Genomic DNA, 16,932 nt, shown 5'->3' on the forward strand with positions numbered 1-16,932 from the left:
GACGTCATTGTCCCCAAGTGCAACGACGCTGTCCGGCTTTCGGCGACAACCACGCACAGATCGGCCGATACCGATCACCCGGTTTGACGCCCGTTTCGCTTCCGTTCCTCCCGCAGTCGGCCGAACCGCCCGGACCAGGGCGTTTCCGGCGTATTCCGGCGGCTCCGGGCTCGAAAATGGGAGCCGAGGAGGGGGATCGCTTCACTCGTTCGGCTGATTAAATGTCCGCATGACCGCGTCGGCCCCCAGCACACCTCGACCGGGGAGGGCCGTTCCCGTGGTCCGCCCGGTGGGCGCGCTGTGGGTTCTGCTGCTGGTCGGGCTGCTGACCTCGCTCCCGTGCGCGGCGCACGCCCAGGCGGCCACGGCCGAGCGACCAGGGCTCCCGGTGGCCGTCCCGGCCGATCCCCCGCTGGGCCCGCCGACCGGACTCGTCACCGCTGTCGCCGCTGTCACCGCGTTCACCGCCTTCACGGCCGGCCCCGCCACCGGGCCCGCGGCCGACGCCCCCGCGCAACTCCCCGGCACCGCCACCACCGGTCCGGCCACCGCGCCGCAGACCCTCGGCGACCGGATCCGCTCGGAGAGCCACCGGCACTGGACGTGGTGCTCGGTCGACGGCGACCCGCCGCACCAGAACAACGGCTGCTCCGGCCACCCGTACGGCGCCCAGGACGGCCAGCTCCCCAACCCGCCGCCGCACCCGCAACCCGCCGCGGCGCCCCGGCCGGAGACGCCCGAGGCGCTGCCCCGGGTGGTGCCCGCCGGGCTGCTGGTCGGGCCGCACCCCGCACCCGACCTGCACGCACTCCAAGTCCACCGGTCCTGAGCGGAACCCGCCGCCGGCCCCGGCCCTCCCCGTCGCCCCGAGCGCCGGGCGGGGCCGGACCGGTGGATCCGCCCCTCCCACCCCTCTTCAGACCGCCGCGCCCGATGCGCGGCGGGGACAAGGACACCGCATGGGTTCCGCCTCCAAGCAGTCGAACAAGGCGCAGGGCAACAAGCCGAACGCCAAGCAGGCGAGCAACGACCGCCGCGCCCGGATCGCCGAGCTGCGCGCCGCCGAGCAGCGCCGCGACCGCCGCAACAAGATCCTCGCGAGCTCGATCGCGGGCGTCCTGGTGATCGCCGCGATAGCCACCGGCACCTGGATCGTGGTCGACGCCAACAACGACAAGAAGGCCAAGGAGGCCGCGGCCGCCGCCCCGATCGACGGCGTCCAGACCTTCGGCGACCTGTCCCGCAACCACGTCAAGGAGAAGGTCACCTACCCGCAGACCCCGCCGGTCGGCGGTGACCACAACGCGGTCTGGCTGGACTGCATGGGCACCGTCTACGACAAGCCGGTCGAGAACGAGCGCGCCGTCCACTCGCTGGAGCACGGCGCGGTCTGGGTGACGTACAACGGCAAGGCCACCCCCGAGGACGTCAAGGCGCTCTCGGACAAGGTGAAGGCCACCCCGTACTCGCTGATGAGCCCGTACCCGGACGAGAAGGGCACCATCACCCTGAGCGCCTGGTCGACCCAGCTCGTCGTGGACAGCGCCAGCGACCCCCGGGTGAACGAGTTCTTCACCAAGTACGTCCAGGGCAAGCAGACCCAGGAGCCCGGCGCCTCCTGCTCGATGGGGGCGATGTGACCGCCGCCGAGGGGGACGACCGCGCGTTCGAGGACGCGGAGGACGCCGCCCCGGCGGCCTCGCGCCGGCGGATCTGGTGGCCGGCCGCGCTGGCCGCCGCGCTCGCCCTCGCCCTCGGCGTGCCGGCCCTGGTGGCCGGCGGCACGGCGGCCTCCGGCACCTCCTCGGTCGCGGCGCCGGCCGACGACTCCCCGGAGGCCGGGTTCGCCCGTGACATGGCGACCCACCACCAGCAGGCGGTGGACCTGTCGTTCATCGTCCGCGACCGGACCTCGGACGAGCCCACCCGCACGCTGGCCTTCGACATCATCAACACCCAGGCCAACCAGCGCGGCATGATGATGGGCTGGCTGGACCAGTGGGGGCTCACCCAGCACTCCCCGGCCAAGCCGATGGCCTGGATGGCGATGGGCGGTCACGGGCACGGCGCCGACTACCAGGCGCACGACGGCTCGCTGATGCCCGGGATGGCCACCAACACCCAGCTCGCCAAGCTCCGTTCACTGAGCGGGCGGGACGCCGAGGTGTACTACCTCCAGCTGATGCTGGAGCACCACAAGGGCGGGGTGGAGATGGCCCAGGGCTATGTCGACCTGGCGCGCAACGAGTCGGAGAAGCGGCTCGCGCAGTCGATGGTGGTCGGCCAGACCTCGGAGATCGAGCTGATCACCGACATGCTCAAGGAGCGCGGCGCCGCCCCGGGCGTGCCCGCCTCCTGAGGCGCGCACCCGAGCATCACACAGCACGGCACGGCCGGGGCGGTGGACGGCACTCCCGTCCACCGCCCCGGCCGTTGTCGTCCCGGCTCTTGCCCTCGCCGCCCTTGTCGTCCCGGCCGTCGCCGCCTCAGCGCCGCCGTACCGGCCGGGCGAGCAGCACCGCGAGCCCGGCGACGGCGGCGAGCGCCAGCAGCACCGACCGACCGCCCAGCACCGGACCGGCCAGGTGGACGCCGAGCACCGGCAGCGCGGTGCCGAGCGCCGTACCGAGGCTGCGGGCCATGTTGACCATGCCGCCGCCCACCGCCGAGCACTCCGCCGGGATCGCCCGCATCACCAGCGCGTTGTTGGCCGGCAGCAGCAGGCCGAGCCCGCCGCCGGCCACCAGCAGCGGGCCGGCCAGCAGCGGGGCGGGCGCGCCCAGGGCGGGCAGCAGCGCGCAGCCGAGCAGTCCGGCCCCGGCCAGGGCCGCGCCCGCGCGGCAGCGGGCGACGTCCGACCAGCCGCGCGGCAGCAGCGCGCCGCCCGCCGTCGCGGCCACCGCGAACGCGGCCGGCAGCAGGGTGATCACCAGTCCGGAGCGCGCGGTCGACAGGCCCGCCTCGGCGAGCAGCACCGGGCCGAGCACCAGCGGGCAGAACAGCAGCAGGTAGCCGATCAGCGAGACGGCGAGGCCGGGGCGGACGCCGGGGGTGTTGACCAGTCCGGGGGCGAGGATCGGCCGGGTGGCGCGGCGCTCCTGGCGGACCAGCCCGAGCGCGCACAGGACGGTGGCGACCAGCAGCCCGCCGACCGCCCAGCCGGGCAGCGGCAGGCCGGAGGCGGCGGAGAGGGCGAGCAGCAGCGCGGTGGTGGAGCCGGCGAGCAGCAGCAGACCGGCCAGGTCGAAGCGCCCGCCGTCCTCGTCGGGCCGCGCGGCCCGGCCAGGGTCCGCCCGGGGATCCTCGGCGCGGGTCCGGGGCAGCAGGAACCGCCCCGCCACGATGCCCAGCACGGCGACCGGCACGTTGATCCAGAACACCCAGCGCCAGGAGGCGTGCTCCACCAGCAGCCCGCCGAGGCTGGGCCCGAGCGCCAGGCCGAGGCCCTGGGCGGCGGCCTGCACGCCGAGCGCCCGGCGCATCGCGTGCTCGGGGACGCCGCGGGCGACCAGGGCGACGCTGTTGGCCTGCATCATCGCGCCGCCGACGGCCTGGACCGCCCGGCAGGCGACCAGGGTGCCGAGGCCGCCGGCGAACCCGGCGCCCAGCGAGGCGAGGCCGAAGACGGCGAACCCGCCGAGGTACACCGTCTTGCGGCCGACCAGGTCGGACAGCCGGCCGAGCGGCGCGAGCAGGGCGACCAGCACCAGCAGATACGCGAGGGCGACCCACTCGACGGCCGCGAACCCGGTGTCGAAGCGGCGCTGGAGCGCCGGGTAGACGAGCGCGGTGATTCCGGCGGTCAGCTGGCCGAGGAACGCGCCCAGGCAGACGGTGCCGACGGCGAGCCAGTGGGCGTACCGCCAGTCGGCGATGCCGCGCGGCCGGGGGTGCTCGGTGAGCAGCCGGGTGGTGAGGAGCGACGCGGCGTTCATACAAGGAAATATATCGCATGCAGATATGTTCCCTCTGCGAGCTGATCTGCGTGCGACTGGTCCTCCGCCCGGCCGGGACCGGTCGCCCCCGACCGGTCCGCGGCCGTCCAAGGGCGCCGGTACCAGGCGCTACGCTGTCGGCCATGCCGCCGTCACCGCCCGTTCCCGAACCCTCCACCGACCCGCGGGACGTCGAGCCGCAGGCCACGGAGCCGACGACGATCGAGCGCGCCCGGCGGCTCACCGACGCGGTCACCCGGCTCCGCCGCGCGCTGCGCAGCAGCATCCGGACCGAGTACCCGTGGGAGTCCCTGCCGATGGCGCAGGTCGAACTCCTCCAGACGCTCGCCGCCGCCCCGCTGCGGGTCGGCGAACTGGCCGCCCGGCAGCGCCTCGCCCCGAACACCGTCAGCGGCCTGGTCGGCAAGCTGCTGGACGCCGGGTTCGTCGACCGCCAGGCCGACCCCGGGGACCGCCGCACCGCCCGGATCGCGCTCACCCCGGCCGGCCGCCGCCAGCTCGACGACTGGCAGCGCGCCCACGAACGCCGGATCGCCGGCGCGCTCGACACCCTCTCCGCCGCCGACCGCGACGCCGTGATGCAGGCGCTGCCCGCCCTGGAGAACCTGGCCCGCGCGCTCGCCGACCCCCCGGCCTGAGCTGCGAAAACGAGTACCGCACCGGCCGCCTGGGCCGCTATCGTCCGGGCATGGACGCCTCAGCGCTGCGCCTCGAACCCTGGACCGACGCCGACCTCGCCCTGCTCCGGCTGATCAACACCCCGGAGATGCGCAAGCACGTCGGCGGTCCGGAGAGCGAGGAGCGGATGCTCGTCCGCCACCGCCGCTACCTGGACTTCGTCCCCTCCGGCATCGGCTGTATGTACCGGGTGGTGCTGGCCGCCGAGGGGGTGGCCGTCGGCAGCGTCGGCTACGCCGAGCGGAGCTGGCAGGGCGGGACCGTCTACGAGATGGGCTGGAACGTCCTCCCGCCCCACCAGGGCCGGGGCATCGCGGCCGTTGCGGCACGGGCCGCCGTCGAGGCCGCCGCCCGCACCGCCCGCCACCGCCATCTGCACGCCTTCCCCTCGGTGGACCACCCCGCGTCCAACGCCGTCTGCCGCAGGGCCGGCTTCACCCTCGTCGGCGAGACCGACTTCGAGTTCCCGCCCGGCCGCTGGATGCGCAGCAACGACTGGCGGGTGGACCTGCGCGCGCTGCCGGCCGCCTGACCGGCCCGCACGACGCGGGGCCGGCGGGCGGCGGCTCAGAAGAGCGAGGTGCCGCCCTCCAGGTCGAGGAGCCAGCGCTTGCGGTCGACGCCGGCGGCGAACCCCGTGAGGGCGCCGTTGGCGCCGAGGACGCGGTGGCAGGGGCGGACGATGAGCAGCGGGTTGGCACCGACCGCGCCGCCGACCGCCCGGACGGCGCGCGGGGACTCGCCGGCCAGCTCGGCGAGCCGCCCATAGGTGATGGTCTCGCCGTACGGGATGCGGTCGAGGGCGGCCCAGACCCGCCGGCGGAAGTCGGTGCCGATCGGGGCGAACGGCAACTCGAAGACGGTGCGCTCGCCCGCGAAGTACTCGGTGAGCTGGGTGGCCGGCGCCGCGAGCGCGTCCGGGTCGTACAACCAGTCGTCGAGGGGCTCGGCCAGCGCGTACTTCTGGCCGGGGGCGGTGACGGTGGCGAGCCCGGCCGGCCCGCCGTCCTCCGGCAGGATGCCGCTCAGCATCAACCGGCCGAACGGGCTCTCCAGGTGGGTGAAGACGGTGGTGCTCATGCTGCGGTGTTCTCCGTTCCGGTGCTGGGGTGGTCGGCCGGGCCCGCCCAGAGGCGGTGCACGGCGTAGGAGCGCCAGGGGGCCCAGGCCTCGGCCGCGAGGGCGGCGGACTTCGGGTCCCCGGGGGCGTCGAGCCGGAGCAGTCCGTGCTTGACGCCGATGTCGCTCGGGAGGAAGACGTCGGGGTCGGCGAGGGCGCGCATCCGCAGATAGCCGACGGTCCACGGGCCGATGCCGGGCAGGGCGAGCAGTTGGGCGGCCGCCTCCTCCCGGTCGACGCCGCCGTCGAGCCGGACGACGCCCTCGGCGAGGGCGGCGCACAGGCCGGTGAGCGCGCGGCGGCGGGCGGCCGGCATCGCGAAGTCCTCCGGGTCGGCGGTGGCCAGGGCGGCGGCGGTCGGGAAGAGCAGCCGCAGCCCGCCGTTGGGTTCGGGCAGCGCGGTGCCGTACTTCTCGGCGAGCCGGCCGGCCAGGGTGCGGGCCGCGCCGACGGTGATCTGCTGGCCGAGGACGGCGCGCACGGCGAGTTCGTGCGGGTCGACGTGGCCCGGCGAGCGCAGTCCGGGGCGGGCCCGGACCAGCGGGCCGAGCAGCGGGTCGGCGCCGAGCTGCTCGTCGACGGCGAGCGGGTCGGCGTCCAGGTCGAACAGGATCCGCAGGCGCTGGACGGCGGTCGGCAGGTCACGCAGGTCGGTGAGCAGCAGCCGGCAGTCGAGCCAGCCCCGGGTGGCCGGCTCGTCGGCGGCGAGGCCGTCCACCTCGGCGATGCCGTGGCCGTAGGGGAGCGCGAGGGTGCGGCGGTAGGTCCGCACGCCGGGGCGGGGGCCGGGCACGACCTCCTCCACGCCGGGGACGGCGCGCAGGGCGAGGAAGTCGATCAGGTGGCCGCTGTCCAGGGCGCCCCGGTAGGCGAGCCGCAGGGCGAGCCCGCCGGCCGGGGTGGCGGTGCGGCGTCCGGCGGCGACCTCGGCGCGCAGCCCGCTCGGGGTGCGGTCGTAGACCTCGCGAACGGTGTCGTTGAACTGCCGGACGGAGGCGAAGCCGGCGGCGAACGCGATCTCGGTGACCGGCAGCTCGGTGGTCTGGAGCAGCAGCCGGGCGGTCTGGGCGCGGCGGGCCCGGGCCAGCGCGATCGGACCGGCGCCGAGTTCGGCGGTGAGCTGGCGCTGGAGCTGGCGGGAGCTGTAGCCGAGACGGTCGGCCAGGCCGGCGACGCCCTCGCGGTCCACGACGCCGTCGCCAATCAGCCGCATGGCCCGGCCGACCAGGTCGGCGCGGTGGTTCCACTCGGGCGAGCCGGGGACGGAGTCGGGGCGGCAGCGGCGGCAGGCCCGGAAGCCGGCGTGCTGCGCGGCGGCGGCGCTGGGGTAGAAGGTGCAGTTGACGCGCTTCGGGGTCACGGCCGGGCAGCTCGGCCGGCAGTAGATGCCGGTGGAGGTGACGGCCGTGAAGAAGACGCCGTCGAAGCGGGCGTCCCGGCTGTCCACGGCGCGGTACCGGATGTCGTCGTCGATCACGCTGTCCAGTCTGCGCCACTCGGCGGGCCTCGACTGGCGGGATTCGGACATGGGCGTCGGGCACCCGGGCGGGCATCGGGGCGGGCGGAAAACCAGGAGCCCGCGCGCCCTTCGGCCGGTTAGCCTGCGGAGCGGACCGCCCCGTGCCCCAAGCGACAGGAGACCCCGTGTCCGACCTCGTGTCCGAGCAGCCCTACACCGGTCCGGACGACCCGCGGGTCGCCGCCCTGCCCGTCGAGGAGTTCGCCTTCCCCGGCCCGCTGCGGGACCGGCTGGTCGGCGCCGTGCTGTCCGGGGCCAAGACCAGCACCACCGGTCTGCTCACCCAGTACGAGATCGAGGGCGAGCAGCTGCCGGAGGCCGGGAGGCGCGGCGCCGTACCGGACTCGGCCGGGCGGATCGTCGCGGTGACCGAGCTCACCGACATCCGGGTCGTCCCGCTCGCCGAGGTCGACCTGCGGCACGCGCTCGACGAGGGCGAGGGGTACGCCACGGTCGCCGAGTGGCGGGCCGGGCACGAGCGGTTCTGGCACGGCGAGGAACTGCGCGCGGCGCTCGGCGACCCGGGCTTCACGGTGGACGACACCACCCGGGTCGTCCTGGAGCGGTTCCGGCTGCTGGCCGTCTTCCGCTGACCGCGCCGCACGGCGGACCGCCCCGCGGCGCCCACCCGGCCGGGGCCGGGCGGGCGCGGCCGGGTGGGCGGGCGCGGCCCGGGTGTCACCGCTTCACGGGACCGCCCGCGGCACGCATCGACTTGGTGATGGTCTTCCACTTCTTCACCCGCTCGGCGGCGAGCCGGGCGTCCGAACGGGAGGCGATCCACTCGTTCTCCCGCTGGAGCTTGAGGTAGCTCTCCATCCGGCGCTCGGACAGCGAGCCGTCCTCCAGCGCGGCCCGCACCGCGCAGCCGGGCTCGCCGGCGTGGTGGCAGTCGTGGAAGCGGCACTCCTCGGCCAGCTCCTCGATGTCGGCGAAGGCGAGCGCCACGCCCTCGCCACCGTAGAGGCCGACCTCGCGCAGACCGGGGGTGTCGATCAGCACCCCGCCGCCGGGCAGCAGGACGAGTTCACGGGTGGTCGTGGTGTGCCGGCCCTTCTGGTCGCCCGACCGGGCGGCCTGGACGGCCATCACGTCCGTCCCCGCGAGCACATTGGTGAGGGTGGACTTGCCGACGCCGGACTGTCCGAGCACCGCGGTGGTGCCGGGCGTGCAGGCGCGCAGCACGTCGATCCCCTCCCCCGTCTCGGCACTGACCACCAGGACGGTGACGCCGGGCGCGGCGGCCTCGACGTCGGCCCGGATGAAGTCGGCGTCGTCGACCAGGTCGGCCTTGGTGAGGACGACCAGCGGCTCCGCGCCGGACTCCCAGGCGAGGGCGAGGAAGCGCTCGATCCGGCCGAGGTCGGGCTCGGCGGCGAGCGAGGCGGCGACCACCACCGTGTCGACGTTGGCGGCGAGCACCTGGCCGTCGGAACGCTTGCCCGCGACCTTGCGGATGATCGCGGTGGAGCGCGGCAGCAGCGCCGCGGCCGCGGGCATGGGCAGCCCGGGCGAGAGGTCGACGGCGACCCAGTCCCCGGTGCACGGACAGTTGATCATGTCGGCGTCGCCGACCTGCCGGGTGTCGGCCCGGACGGTGCGCAGCTCGCCGCTCTCGGGGTCGACGAGGACGGCGTCGCACTGGCCGCGGTCGATCCGGACGATCCGGGCCGGGAGCAGCCCGGCCTCGGCGAGCGGCGCGAACAGCTCGTCGAGCTCGGCCGTCCAGCCGTACCCGGCCAGCGACGCGGCGGCGTCGGACGGGTCGGATCCGTCACGGTCGAAGCCGTCGAACGCCATGGAGAAGGAAGAAGAAAGGGAAGACGAAACGGAGGCAGCGTTGAACAACGCAGTGGGCCCTTCGGGAGGAAAGTGATCCCGCCGGGCTGCTGCGGCTGCGTGCGCGAAGGGCTACGTCAGCCGGCGGCCGGCAGGGAGAGAGGGATGCGGTTGCTGCCCAGGGCAGCCGTCATGGCAGTCGTGGCCACGAGACTCACCTCCTGCTTTCTCTCCTCGGACGGCGCCCACGCCGCCCGAACCGGACGCTCACACGCTAGCGGGCCCCACAGGCCCTGCCAACAGGTTTTTCACCCGCGGTTCCGTACGCCCGGCAGCGCCCGGCAGCGCCCCTCAGCTCACCGCTGGTCCCACGGCGGGCGCGGCGGGCGGCTCGGCAGCGGGTACTCGGGCGGCGGCGCGGTCGGCCGGTCGCTGTCCGGCGGCGGCGGGGCGGGCCGGTGGTGCGGGCCGCCGCCGCGCGCGGCGAGCCCGCCGCGGATGATCTCGGCGGCGAGCACGTCGGCCCACCGCTCGGGGTACTCGGAGGGCACGTCGGCGTCCTCGCCCTCGTCCTCCCAGTACTCCTCCTCGCCGCCCTCGGCGAGGCCCAGCTCGCGCGCCCGGCGGGCCCGTTCGACGGCGCGCCGCGCGGCCACCTCGCGGACCACGGCGGCGGGCGCCTCCTCGTGCGCGCGCTCGTTCTCGGCGCGGGCGTCGGCGGTCTCCAGGGTGGGCCAGCGGCGGTCTATGGCCGCGTTCATGGCGGCGCCGATGAGCACCGCGAGCGCGACCACGAAGATCCACAGCAGCACGGCCACCGGCGCGGCCAGCGAGCCGTACACCGAGTGGCCCTCGATCGAGCTGACCAGGTAGAGGCGGAGCGCGACGCTGCAGAAGACCAGCACCACCAGCGCGACGAGCGCGCCGGGGATGTCCTCGCGCCAGGGCGTGGAGACCGGCACCGCGAGGTGGTAGAGGGTCGTCAGCGAGACGATCAGCAGCAGGATCGCGAACGGCCAGTACGCGGCGTTGATCAGCCCGGCGCTCTCCGGCACCGCGTTGGTCACCAGTCCGGGGCCGGCCATCAGCAGCGGCAGCACCAGTGAGCCGATCACCAGCGCGCCGAGGTAGAGGCCGAGCGACATGAGCCGGGTCTTGACGATGCCGCGCTTGCCGTCGAGCCCGTACATCACGGTGATGGTGTCGATGAAGATGTAGAGCGCCCGGGATCCGGACCAGAGCGAGAGCAGGAAGCCGATCGACACCAGGTCGGGCCTGGTCTGGTCGAAGACCTGCCGGAGCAGCGGCTGGACGACCTGGGTGATCGAGGAGTCCGAGAGCACCGTGCCGGCGGCCTTGACGATGTCGGCCTTCAGCTTGTCGATGGTGCCCGCGCCGAGGAAGTCGTCGAGGTAGCCGAGCGTGCCGGCCAGGCAGAGCAGCAGCGGGGGGATGGAGAGGAGGGTGAAGAACGCCGCCTCCGCGGCGAGGCCGGTGACCCGGTACTCGACGCAGGTGTTGGTGGTGTCCTTGACCAGCCCCCAGGCGGTGTTCCGCCAGGTGGCCCGCTTGGCCGCCCGCCGGGATCCTTTGCCCCGACGACGGGCGGACCGCTCGGGGTTCGATCGGGTCGTTTCGCCTGCTGCTTGCACAGGGGCAACGTTATCGGGCCTGGGCCGTTCGGCTGCTCTCCCGGTGCACGGGCGCGGCACCCGCCCCGCGCAAGCCCCGCGGCGACCGCTGGAAACCGCCCCGAAAAGGAGGGGCTCGGGAGGCCCGGTCGGCGGGAGCGGCGGGAACGCTCCGGCATCTCGCGATGCGAAACCATGACGTCCAAAATACGGACGTTAGTGGACCGCGAGTCGTGCTCCGTGCGAATCTCTTGCCATGCCGAGCGCCGGAACCACCCTAGTAGGTCGACTTCACGTCGATCTCCTTCGCGTGTCCAGCGCCATCTGTCCGGTGACCTGAGCCCACCCCCGCCGCCTCCCACCGCACCCGGCGCCACCTCGCCGCGATCCCCGTCGAAGCGGATGCGCAGGCGCCCGCCCGGCCGCCGCGGCTGCTCTCAAGGTCCTGAGAAACCCGCAGGTCACAGCAGCCTAGCCGAGCCGGGTACGCCCGCGACCAACCCGGCGTCAGAGCCACCTGCCCCGAAGGACTTCACCATGGCCACCACCCCCGAGACCGCCGAGCCCACGGCCGACAGCGCCGCCGCGCGCCGCCCCGCCGCGGTTCGCAAGGTGACCCGTCACCGCGGCGAGGGCCAGTGGGGCATGGGTCACTACACCCCTCTGAACGCCAACGAGCAGTTCAAGAAGGACGACGACGGTCTCAACGTACGGACACGTATTGAGACGATCTACTCGCAGCGGGGCTTCGACTCGATCGACCCGGCCGACCTGCGCGGCCGGATGCGCTGGTGGGGGCTGTACACCCAGCGCAAGGAGGGTATCGACGGCGGCAAGACCGCGATCCTGGAGCCGCACGAGCTCGACGCCGAGTACTTCATGCTCCGCGTCCGGATCGACGGCGGCCGGTTGACGGTCGCCCAGCTGCGCGCCATCGCCGAGGTGTCCGAGGAGTACGGCCGCAACACCGCCGACCTGACCGACCGGCAGAACGTCCAGTACCACTGGATCCGGATCGAGGACGTCCCGGCGATCTGGCAGAAGCTGGAGGCCGTCGGCCTGTCCACCACCGAGGCCTGCGGCGACACCCCGCGGGTCATCCTCGGCTCCCCGGTGGCCGGCATCGCCGAGGACGAGATCATCGACGGCACCCCCGCCATCGACGAGATCCAGCGCCGCTTCATCGGCAACAAGGACTTCTCCAACCTGCCGCGCAAGTTCAAGTCCGCCGTCTCCGGCTCCCCGCTGCTGGACGTCGCCCACGAGATCAACGACATCGCCTTCGTCGGCGTGGTCCACCCCGAGCACGGCCCCGGCTTCGACCTCTGGGTCGGCGGCGGCCTCTCCACCAACCCCAAGCTCGGCGTGCGGCTCGGCGCCTGGGTCCCGCTCGACGAGGTCGCCGACGTCTACGGCGGCGTCATCGGCATCTTCCGCGACTACGGCTACCGCCGACTGCGCAACCGCGCCCGGCTGAAGTTCCTGGTCGCCGACTGGGGCACCGAGAAGTTCCGCCAGGTGCTGGAGGACGAGTACCTCAAGTACCGGCTGATCGACGGCCCCGCCCCGCAGGAGCCGAGCGGCCGCTGGCGCGACCACGTCGGCGTGCACCGGCAGAAGGACGGCCGCTACTACGTCGGCTTCGCGCCGCGGGTCGGCCGGGTCGACGGCAGGCTGCTCGGGCAGATCGCCGACCTCGCCGAGGCGCACGGCAGCGACCGCCTGCGCACCACCGCCGAGCAGAAGATGCTCGTCCTCGACATCGCCGAGGAGCGGGTCGAGTCGCTGGTGGCCGGCCTGGAGGCGCTGGACCTGCGGGTCACCCCCTCGCCGTTCCGCCGCGGCACCATGGCCTGCACCGGCATCGAGTACTGCAAGCTCGCCATCGTCGAGACCAAGGAGCGCGGCCGCACGCTCATCGACGAGCTGGAGAAGCGGCTGCCCGACTTCGCCGAGCCGCTGACCATCAACATCAACGGCTGCCCGAACGCCTGCGCCCGCATCCAGGTCGCGGACATCGGTCTCAAGGGCCAGCTGGTGACGGACGAGCAGGGCAACCAGGTCGAGGGCTACCAGGTGCACCTGGGCGGCGCGCTCGGGCTGGAGGCCGGCTTCGGCCGCAAGGTCCGCGGCCTCAAGGTCACCAAGGACGGCCTGCCCGACTACGTCGAGCGCGTGCTGACCCGGTACCGGGAGGACCGCACCGAGGGCGAACGCTTCGCCCAGTGGGCGGCCCGGGCCAGCGAGGAGCAGCTGTCGTGAGCGAGCGAGCCGCACCGTTCTTCTGCCCGTACTGCGGGGACGAGGACCTGCGCCCGTCCGAGGCCGGACACGGCGCCTGGGAATGCCACGGGTGCCGCCGGGCCTTCCAGTTGAAGTTCCTCGGCCTGCTGTCGCCGACCAACGGGACACCGACCAGCGGGACGCCGACCGACGGGGGTGGCCGGAGTGACCGGCACGACGACTGACCACGAGGAGCTGGCGACCAGGGCCGGCCGGGAGCTGGAGGAGGCCACCCCGCAGGAGATCCTGCGGTGGGCCGCCGACACCTTCGGCCAGCGCTTCTGCGTCACCTCCTCGATGGAGGACGCGGTCGTCGCCCACCTGGCCTCCTCGGTGTTCCCCGGCGTGGACGTGGTCTTCCTGGACACCGGCTACCACTTCCCCGAGACCATCGGCACCCGCGACGCGGTGGCCGCGACCATGCGGGTCAACGTCATCACGCTCACCCCGACCCTGACGGTGGCCGAGCAGGACGCCGAGTACGGGCCGCAACTGCACGACCGCGACCCCGACCAATGCTGCGCGCTGCGGAAGGTCGAACCGCTCAACCGCGGCCTCGGCGGCTACGACGCCTGGGCCACCGGGCTGCGCCGCGACGAGTCGCCGACCCGCGCGAACACCCCGGTGGTCGCCTGGGACGCCCGGCGCCGCAAGGTCAAGCTCGCCCCGATCGCCCGCTGGACGCAGGAGGACGTGGACGCCTACGTCAACGCCAACGGCGTGCTGCTCAACCCACTGCTGTGGGAGGGCTACACCTCCATCGGCTGCTCCCCGCTCTCCTGCACCCGCAAGCCGGGCGAGGGCGAGGACGGCCGGGCCGGCCGCTGGTCCGGCTCCGGCAAGACCGAGTGCGGCATCCACCTCTAGCCGGCCCTCCCCCACCAGACCCGTTCACCCCGTTCGAAGGACTGCCAACGTGACCACAGCCGACACCCTGGCCGCCGCCGGAGCCGCAGAGGCGGCCCCCGCGGCCGGCCCCTGCGAGCGCGGCGCCACCGTGTGGCTGACCGGGCTCCCGAGCGCGGGCAAGACCACGCTCGCCTTCGCCCTGGCCGAGCGGCTGCGCGCCGAGGGCCACAGGGTCGAGGTCCTGGACGGCGACGAGATCCGCGAGTTCCTCTCCAAGGGCCTCGGCTTCACCCGCGAGGACCGCCACACCAACGTCACCCGGATCGGCTTCGTCGCCGAGAAGCTCGCCGCCAACGGCGTCAAGGTCCTCGCCCCGGTGATCGCCCCCTACGCCGACTCCCGCGCCGCCGTCCGCGAGCGCCACGCCGAGCGCGGCACCGCGTTCCTGGAGATCCACGTCGCCACCCCGGTCGAGCTGTGCGCCGAACGCGACGTCAAGGGGCTGTACGCGAAGCAGGCGGCCGGCGAGCTCTCCGGCCTGACCGGCGTCGACGACCCGTACGAGGCACCGGAGGACCCGGAGCTGCGACTGCAGACCCAGGGGCGCGCGGTCGCCGAGTCCGCCGCCGAGCTGCACACCTTCCTGACCGAGAGGGGCCTGGCATGACCACCGCGACGGACAGCCTGCTCCGCACCGAGGACAACCCCTTCGCGCTGTCCCACCTGGACGCGCTGGAGGCCGAGTCGGTGCACATCTTCCGCGAGGTCGCGGGGGAGTTCGAGCGCCCGGTGATCCTCTTCTCGGGCGGCAAGGACTCCATCGTCATGCTGCACCTGGCGCTCAAGGCCTTCCGGCCGGCCGCGATCCCGTTCTCGCTGCTGCACGTCGACACCGGCCACAACTTCCCCGAGGTCATCGCCTACCGCGACCGGGTGGCGGCCGAGCACAACCTGCGCCTGCACGTCGCCCACGTCCAGGACTTCATCGACGACGGCCGGTTGCGCGAGCGCCCCGACGGCACCCGCAACCCGCTGCAGACCGTCCCGCTGCTCGACGCCATCGAGTCCCACAAGTTCGACGCGGTCTTCGGCGGCGGCCGCCGCGACGAGGAGAAGGCCCGCGCCAAGGAGCGCGTCTTCAGCCTCCGCGACGAGTTCGGCGCCTGGGACCCGCGCCGCCAGCGCCCCGAGCTGTGGTCGCTCTACAACGGCCGGCACGCCGTCGGCGAGCACGTGCGCGTCTTCCCGCTCTCCAACTGGACCGAGCTGGACGTCTGGCAGTACATCGAGCGCGAGTCCATCGAGCTCCCGGAGATCTACTACGCCCACGAGCGCGAGGTGTTCAAGCGCGACGGGATGTGGCTGACCGCCGGCGAGTGGGGCGGCCCCAAGGAGCACGAGACGCCCGAGAAGCGGCTGATCCGCTACCGCACCGTCGGCGACATGTCCTGCACCGGCGCCGTCGACTCCGACGCCACCACCATCCAGGCCGTCATCGCCGAGATCGCCGCCTCCCGCCTCACCGAGCGCGGCGCCACCCGCGCCGACGACAAGCTCTCCGAGGCCGCGATGGAAGACCGCAAGCGCGAGGGATACTTCTAATGAGCACCACCCCGACCGGCACGACCCAGACCGGCACCGCCACCTCGCTGCTGCGCTTCGCCACCGCCGGCTCCGTCGACGACGGCAAGTCCACCCTGGTGGGCCGGCTGCTGCACGACTCCAAGTCCGTGCTCGCCGACCAGTTGGAGGCCGTCGAGCGGGTCTCCCTGGGCCGCGGCCAGGAGGCGCCCGACCTCGCGCTGCTCACCGACGGCCTGCGCGCCGAGCGCGAGCAGGGCATCACCATCGACGTCGCCTACCGCTACTTCGCCACCCCCCGGCGGCGGTTCATCCTCGCCGACACGCCCGGGCACGTGCAGTACACCCGGAACATGGTCACCGGCGCCTCCACCGCCGAACTCGCCGTCGTCCTGGTCGACGCCCGCAACGGCGTGGTCGAGCAGACCCGCCGGCACGCCGCCGTCGCCGCCCTGCTGCGGGTGCCGCACGTCGTCCTCGCCGTCAACAAGATGGACCTGGTCGAGTACGCCGAGCCGGTCTTCGCCGCCATCGCCGCCGAGTTCACCGCCTACGCGGCCTCGCTCGGCGTCGGGGACGTCGTCGCGATCCCGATCTCGGCGCTCGCCGGGGACAACGTCGTCGAGCCCTCCGCGCACATGGACTGGTACGGCGGCCCGACCCTGCTGGAGCACCTGGAGGGCGTGCCGGTCGGCAACGACCCGAGCGCCGAGCCGGCCCGCTTCCCCGTCCAGTACGTGATCCGCCCGCAGACCGAGGAGCACCCGGACTACCGCGGCTACGCCGGCCAGCTGGCCTCCGGCGTGCTGCGGGTCGGCGACCAGGTCACCGTGCTGCCCTCCGGTCACACCACCACCGTCACCGGCATCGACGCCCTCGGCCGGGCCACCGACCTCGCCTGGGCCCCCCAGTCGGTCACCGTGCGCCTCGCCGACGACATCGACATCTCCCGCGGCGACCTGATCGCGGCCGGCCCGGCCCCCGTCCCCACCAAGGACATCGAGGCCACCGTCAGCCACCTCAACGAGCGCCCGCTGCGGGCCGGCGACAAGGTGCTGCTCAAGCACACCACCCGCACGGTCCGCGCGCTGGTCAAGGAGATCACCTACCGGATCGACATCGACACGCTCGAACAGCGCTCCGGCGCCGAGGGCCTCGACGTCAACGACATCGGCCGCGTGGTGCTGCGCACCGCCGAGCCGCTGGCCCTCGACGACTACGGCGACAACCGGCGGACCGGCTCGTTCCTGCTGATCGACCCGGCCGACGGCACCACCCTCACCGCCGGCATGGCGGGCGAGGCCTTCGAGACCGTACGCACCACCGACGCCAACGGAACACCCGACGAGGAGGACTGGGTCTGATGCCCAGCGAGGCGTTCTCGGGCATGGACAAGGAAGGCGGCCGCATCGGCAGCGGCGTCCTCGGCAGCGGCCAGGGCGGCCTGACGCGATGTGCGGGCCGACAGGGCTGAGAAGCGCCCTGTCACCGGGCCGACCGCCCCGTCCGCGAGCCGGCCCGGCTTGCCCGGCACCC

At 73.9% G+C, this 16,932-nt stretch carries 18 protein-coding genes; 13 read left to right on the forward strand and 5 right to left on the reverse strand.

The annotated features are described in order from the left end of the window. The first annotated feature begins 277 nt into the window (after nt 1–277). The 3 genes from ACFP3U_RS02675 (at nt 278) to ACFP3U_RS02685 (ending at nt 2,359) form a co-directional block, all read left to right on the forward strand. Nucleotides 278–829 (forward strand): hypothetical protein, encoded by a 552-nt coding sequence (locus tag ACFP3U_RS02675; RefSeq protein WP_380223472.1) that lies wholly within the window; start codon nt 278–280, stop codon nt 827–829. A 130-nt stretch (nt 830–959) separates the two neighbouring features. Beyond that, nucleotides 960–1,640: a DUF3105 domain-containing protein gene (locus ACFP3U_RS02680; RefSeq protein ID WP_380223473.1), complete on the forward strand. Its 681-nt coding sequence runs from the start codon at nt 960–962 to the stop codon at nt 1,638–1,640. A 71-nt stretch (nt 1,641–1,711) separates the two neighbouring features. After that, a complete protein-coding gene (locus ACFP3U_RS02685) occupies nt 1,712–2,359 on the forward strand; it encodes a DUF305 domain-containing protein (protein WP_380223706.1) in 648 nt (215 codons plus the stop codon). A 127-nt stretch (nt 2,360–2,486) separates the two neighbouring features. Here the strand turns inward: ACFP3U_RS02685 and ACFP3U_RS02690 are convergent, their stop codons facing one another. Continuing rightward, complete coding sequence (locus ACFP3U_RS02690) at nt 2,487–3,935, reverse strand: MFS transporter (protein ID WP_380223474.1); 1,449 nt, start codon at nt 3,933–3,935, stop codon at nt 2,487–2,489. Nucleotides 3,936–4,078: 143 nt separating this feature from the next. Between ACFP3U_RS02690 and ACFP3U_RS02695 the strand changes: the two genes are divergently transcribed. Next, nucleotides 4,079–4,594, forward strand: coding sequence for a MarR family winged helix-turn-helix transcriptional regulator (locus tag ACFP3U_RS02695; protein ID WP_380223475.1), 516 nt, complete (start codon nt 4,079–4,081; stop codon nt 4,592–4,594). 50 nt (nt 4,595–4,644) lie between these two features. Then, a complete protein-coding gene (locus tag ACFP3U_RS02700; protein ID WP_380223476.1) occupies nt 4,645–5,166 on the forward strand; it encodes a GNAT family N-acetyltransferase in 522 nt (173 codons plus the stop codon). A gap of 35 nt (nt 5,167–5,201) precedes the next feature. Here the strand turns inward: ACFP3U_RS02700 and ACFP3U_RS02705 are convergent, their stop codons facing one another. Both ACFP3U_RS02705 and ACFP3U_RS02710 read right to left on the reverse strand, forming a co-directional pair. Continuing rightward, on the reverse strand, nt 5,202–5,714 hold the full coding sequence (locus tag ACFP3U_RS02705) for a methylated-DNA--[protein]-cysteine S-methyltransferase (RefSeq protein WP_380223477.1): 513 nt from the start codon (nt 5,712–5,714) through the stop codon (nt 5,202–5,204). Next, nucleotides 5,711–7,282, reverse strand: coding sequence for a DNA-3-methyladenine glycosylase 2 family protein (locus ACFP3U_RS02710; protein WP_380223478.1), 1,572 nt, complete (start codon nt 7,280–7,282; stop codon nt 5,711–5,713). Before ACFP3U_RS02710 ends, ACFP3U_RS02705 begins: the two co-directional genes overlap by 4 nt. Before the next feature lie 116 nt (nt 7,283–7,398). On the opposite strand from ACFP3U_RS02710, the gene ACFP3U_RS02715 reads away from it, so the two are divergent. Further along, nucleotides 7,399–7,866 (forward strand): ASCH domain-containing protein, encoded by a 468-nt coding sequence (locus tag ACFP3U_RS02715; protein WP_380223480.1) that lies wholly within the window; start codon nt 7,399–7,401, stop codon nt 7,864–7,866. An 85-nt stretch (nt 7,867–7,951) separates the two neighbouring features. Here ACFP3U_RS02715 and rsgA read toward each other — a convergent pair whose 3' ends face one another. Both rsgA and ACFP3U_RS02725 read right to left on the reverse strand, forming a co-directional pair. Beyond that, nucleotides 7,952–9,073 (reverse strand): ribosome small subunit-dependent GTPase A, encoded by a 1,122-nt coding sequence (rsgA, locus tag ACFP3U_RS02720; RefSeq protein WP_380223481.1) that lies wholly within the window; start codon nt 9,071–9,073, stop codon nt 7,952–7,954. Between the two features lie 335 nt (nt 9,074–9,408). Continuing rightward, nucleotides 9,409–10,704, reverse strand: a complete 1,296-nt coding sequence (locus tag ACFP3U_RS02725) for a YihY/virulence factor BrkB family protein (protein WP_380223483.1) — start codon at nt 10,702–10,704, stop codon at nt 9,409–9,411. Nucleotides 10,705–10,939: 235 nt separating this feature from the next. On the opposite strand from ACFP3U_RS02725, the gene ACFP3U_RS02730 reads away from it, so the two are divergent. From ACFP3U_RS02730 to ACFP3U_RS02760, 7 genes are all read left to right on the forward strand, one after another. Further along, a complete protein-coding gene (locus ACFP3U_RS02730) occupies nt 10,940–11,023 on the forward strand; it encodes a putative leader peptide (RefSeq protein ID WP_310593185.1) in 84 nt (27 codons plus the stop codon). 197 nt (nt 11,024–11,220) lie between these two features. Next, entirely contained in the window at nt 11,221–12,945 is a 1,725-nt protein-coding gene (locus ACFP3U_RS02735) for a nitrite/sulfite reductase (RefSeq protein ID WP_380223484.1), read from the forward strand. After that, the gene (locus ACFP3U_RS02740) at nt 12,942–13,151 is read left to right on the forward strand and encodes a hypothetical protein (protein ID WP_380223485.1); all 210 of its coding nucleotides are present in this window, start codon (nt 12,942–12,944) and stop codon (nt 13,149–13,151) included. The genes ACFP3U_RS02735 and ACFP3U_RS02740 overlap by 4 nt, the downstream gene beginning before the upstream one ends. Then, complete coding sequence (locus tag ACFP3U_RS02745; RefSeq protein ID WP_380223486.1) at nt 13,132–13,833, forward strand: phosphoadenylyl-sulfate reductase; 702 nt, start codon at nt 13,132–13,134, stop codon at nt 13,831–13,833. The genes ACFP3U_RS02740 and ACFP3U_RS02745 overlap by 20 nt, the downstream gene beginning before the upstream one ends. A gap of 67 nt (nt 13,834–13,900) precedes the next feature. After that, nucleotides 13,901–14,482, forward strand: a complete 582-nt coding sequence (gene cysC, locus ACFP3U_RS02750; protein WP_380223707.1) for an adenylyl-sulfate kinase — start codon at nt 13,901–13,903, stop codon at nt 14,480–14,482. Further along, entirely contained in the window at nt 14,479–15,417 is a 939-nt protein-coding gene (gene cysD, locus ACFP3U_RS02755; protein WP_380223487.1) for a sulfate adenylyltransferase subunit CysD, read from the forward strand. Before cysC ends, cysD begins: the two co-directional genes overlap by 4 nt. Next, nucleotides 15,417–16,760 (forward strand): sulfate adenylyltransferase subunit 1, encoded by a 1,344-nt coding sequence (locus ACFP3U_RS02760; protein ID WP_380223488.1) that lies wholly within the window; start codon nt 15,417–15,419, stop codon nt 16,758–16,760. The genes cysD and ACFP3U_RS02760 overlap by 1 nt, the downstream gene beginning before the upstream one ends. Nucleotides 16,761–16,932: the final 172 nt, after the last annotated feature.

Source organism: Kitasatospora misakiensis, assembly GCF_042656005.1.
GTDB lineage: Bacteria > Actinomycetota > Actinomycetes > Streptomycetales > Streptomycetaceae > Kitasatospora > Kitasatospora misakiensis.

What these genes read in the sequence shown, in the direction of transcription:
- ACFP3U_RS02680 (WP_380223473.1), top strand. Translation starts at nt 960, where the DNA reads ATGGGTTCCGCCTCCAAGCAGTCGAACAAGGCGCAGGGCAACAAGCCG.
- ACFP3U_RS02690 (WP_380223474.1), bottom strand. Translation starts at nt 3,935, where the DNA reads ATGAACGCCGCGTCGCTCCTCACCACCCGGCTGCTCACCGAGCACCCC.
- ACFP3U_RS02695 (WP_380223475.1), top strand. Translation starts at nt 4,079, where the DNA reads ATGCCGCCGTCACCGCCCGTTCCCGAACCCTCCACCGACCCGCGGGAC.
- ACFP3U_RS02700 (WP_380223476.1), top strand. Translation starts at nt 4,645, where the DNA reads ATGGACGCCTCAGCGCTGCGCCTCGAACCCTGGACCGACGCCGACCTC.
- ACFP3U_RS02705 (WP_380223477.1), bottom strand. Translation starts at nt 5,714, where the DNA reads ATGAGCACCACCGTCTTCACCCACCTGGAGAGCCCGTTCGGCCGGTTG.
- ACFP3U_RS02710 (WP_380223478.1), bottom strand. Translation starts at nt 7,282, where the DNA reads ATGTCCGAATCCCGCCAGTCGAGGCCCGCCGAGTGGCGCAGACTGGAC.
- rsgA (WP_380223481.1), bottom strand. Translation starts at nt 9,073, where the DNA reads ATGGCGTTCGACGGCTTCGACCGTGACGGATCCGACCCGTCCGACGCC.
- ACFP3U_RS02730 (WP_310593185.1), top strand. Translation starts at nt 10,940, where the DNA reads ATGCCGAGCGCCGGAACCACCCTAGTAGGTCGACTTCACGTCGATCTC.
- ACFP3U_RS02735 (WP_380223484.1), top strand. Translation starts at nt 11,221, where the DNA reads ATGGCCACCACCCCCGAGACCGCCGAGCCCACGGCCGACAGCGCCGCC.
- cysD (WP_380223487.1), top strand. Translation starts at nt 14,479, where the DNA reads ATGACCACCGCGACGGACAGCCTGCTCCGCACCGAGGACAACCCCTTC.
- ACFP3U_RS02760 (WP_380223488.1), top strand. Translation starts at nt 15,417, where the DNA reads ATGAGCACCACCCCGACCGGCACGACCCAGACCGGCACCGCCACCTCG.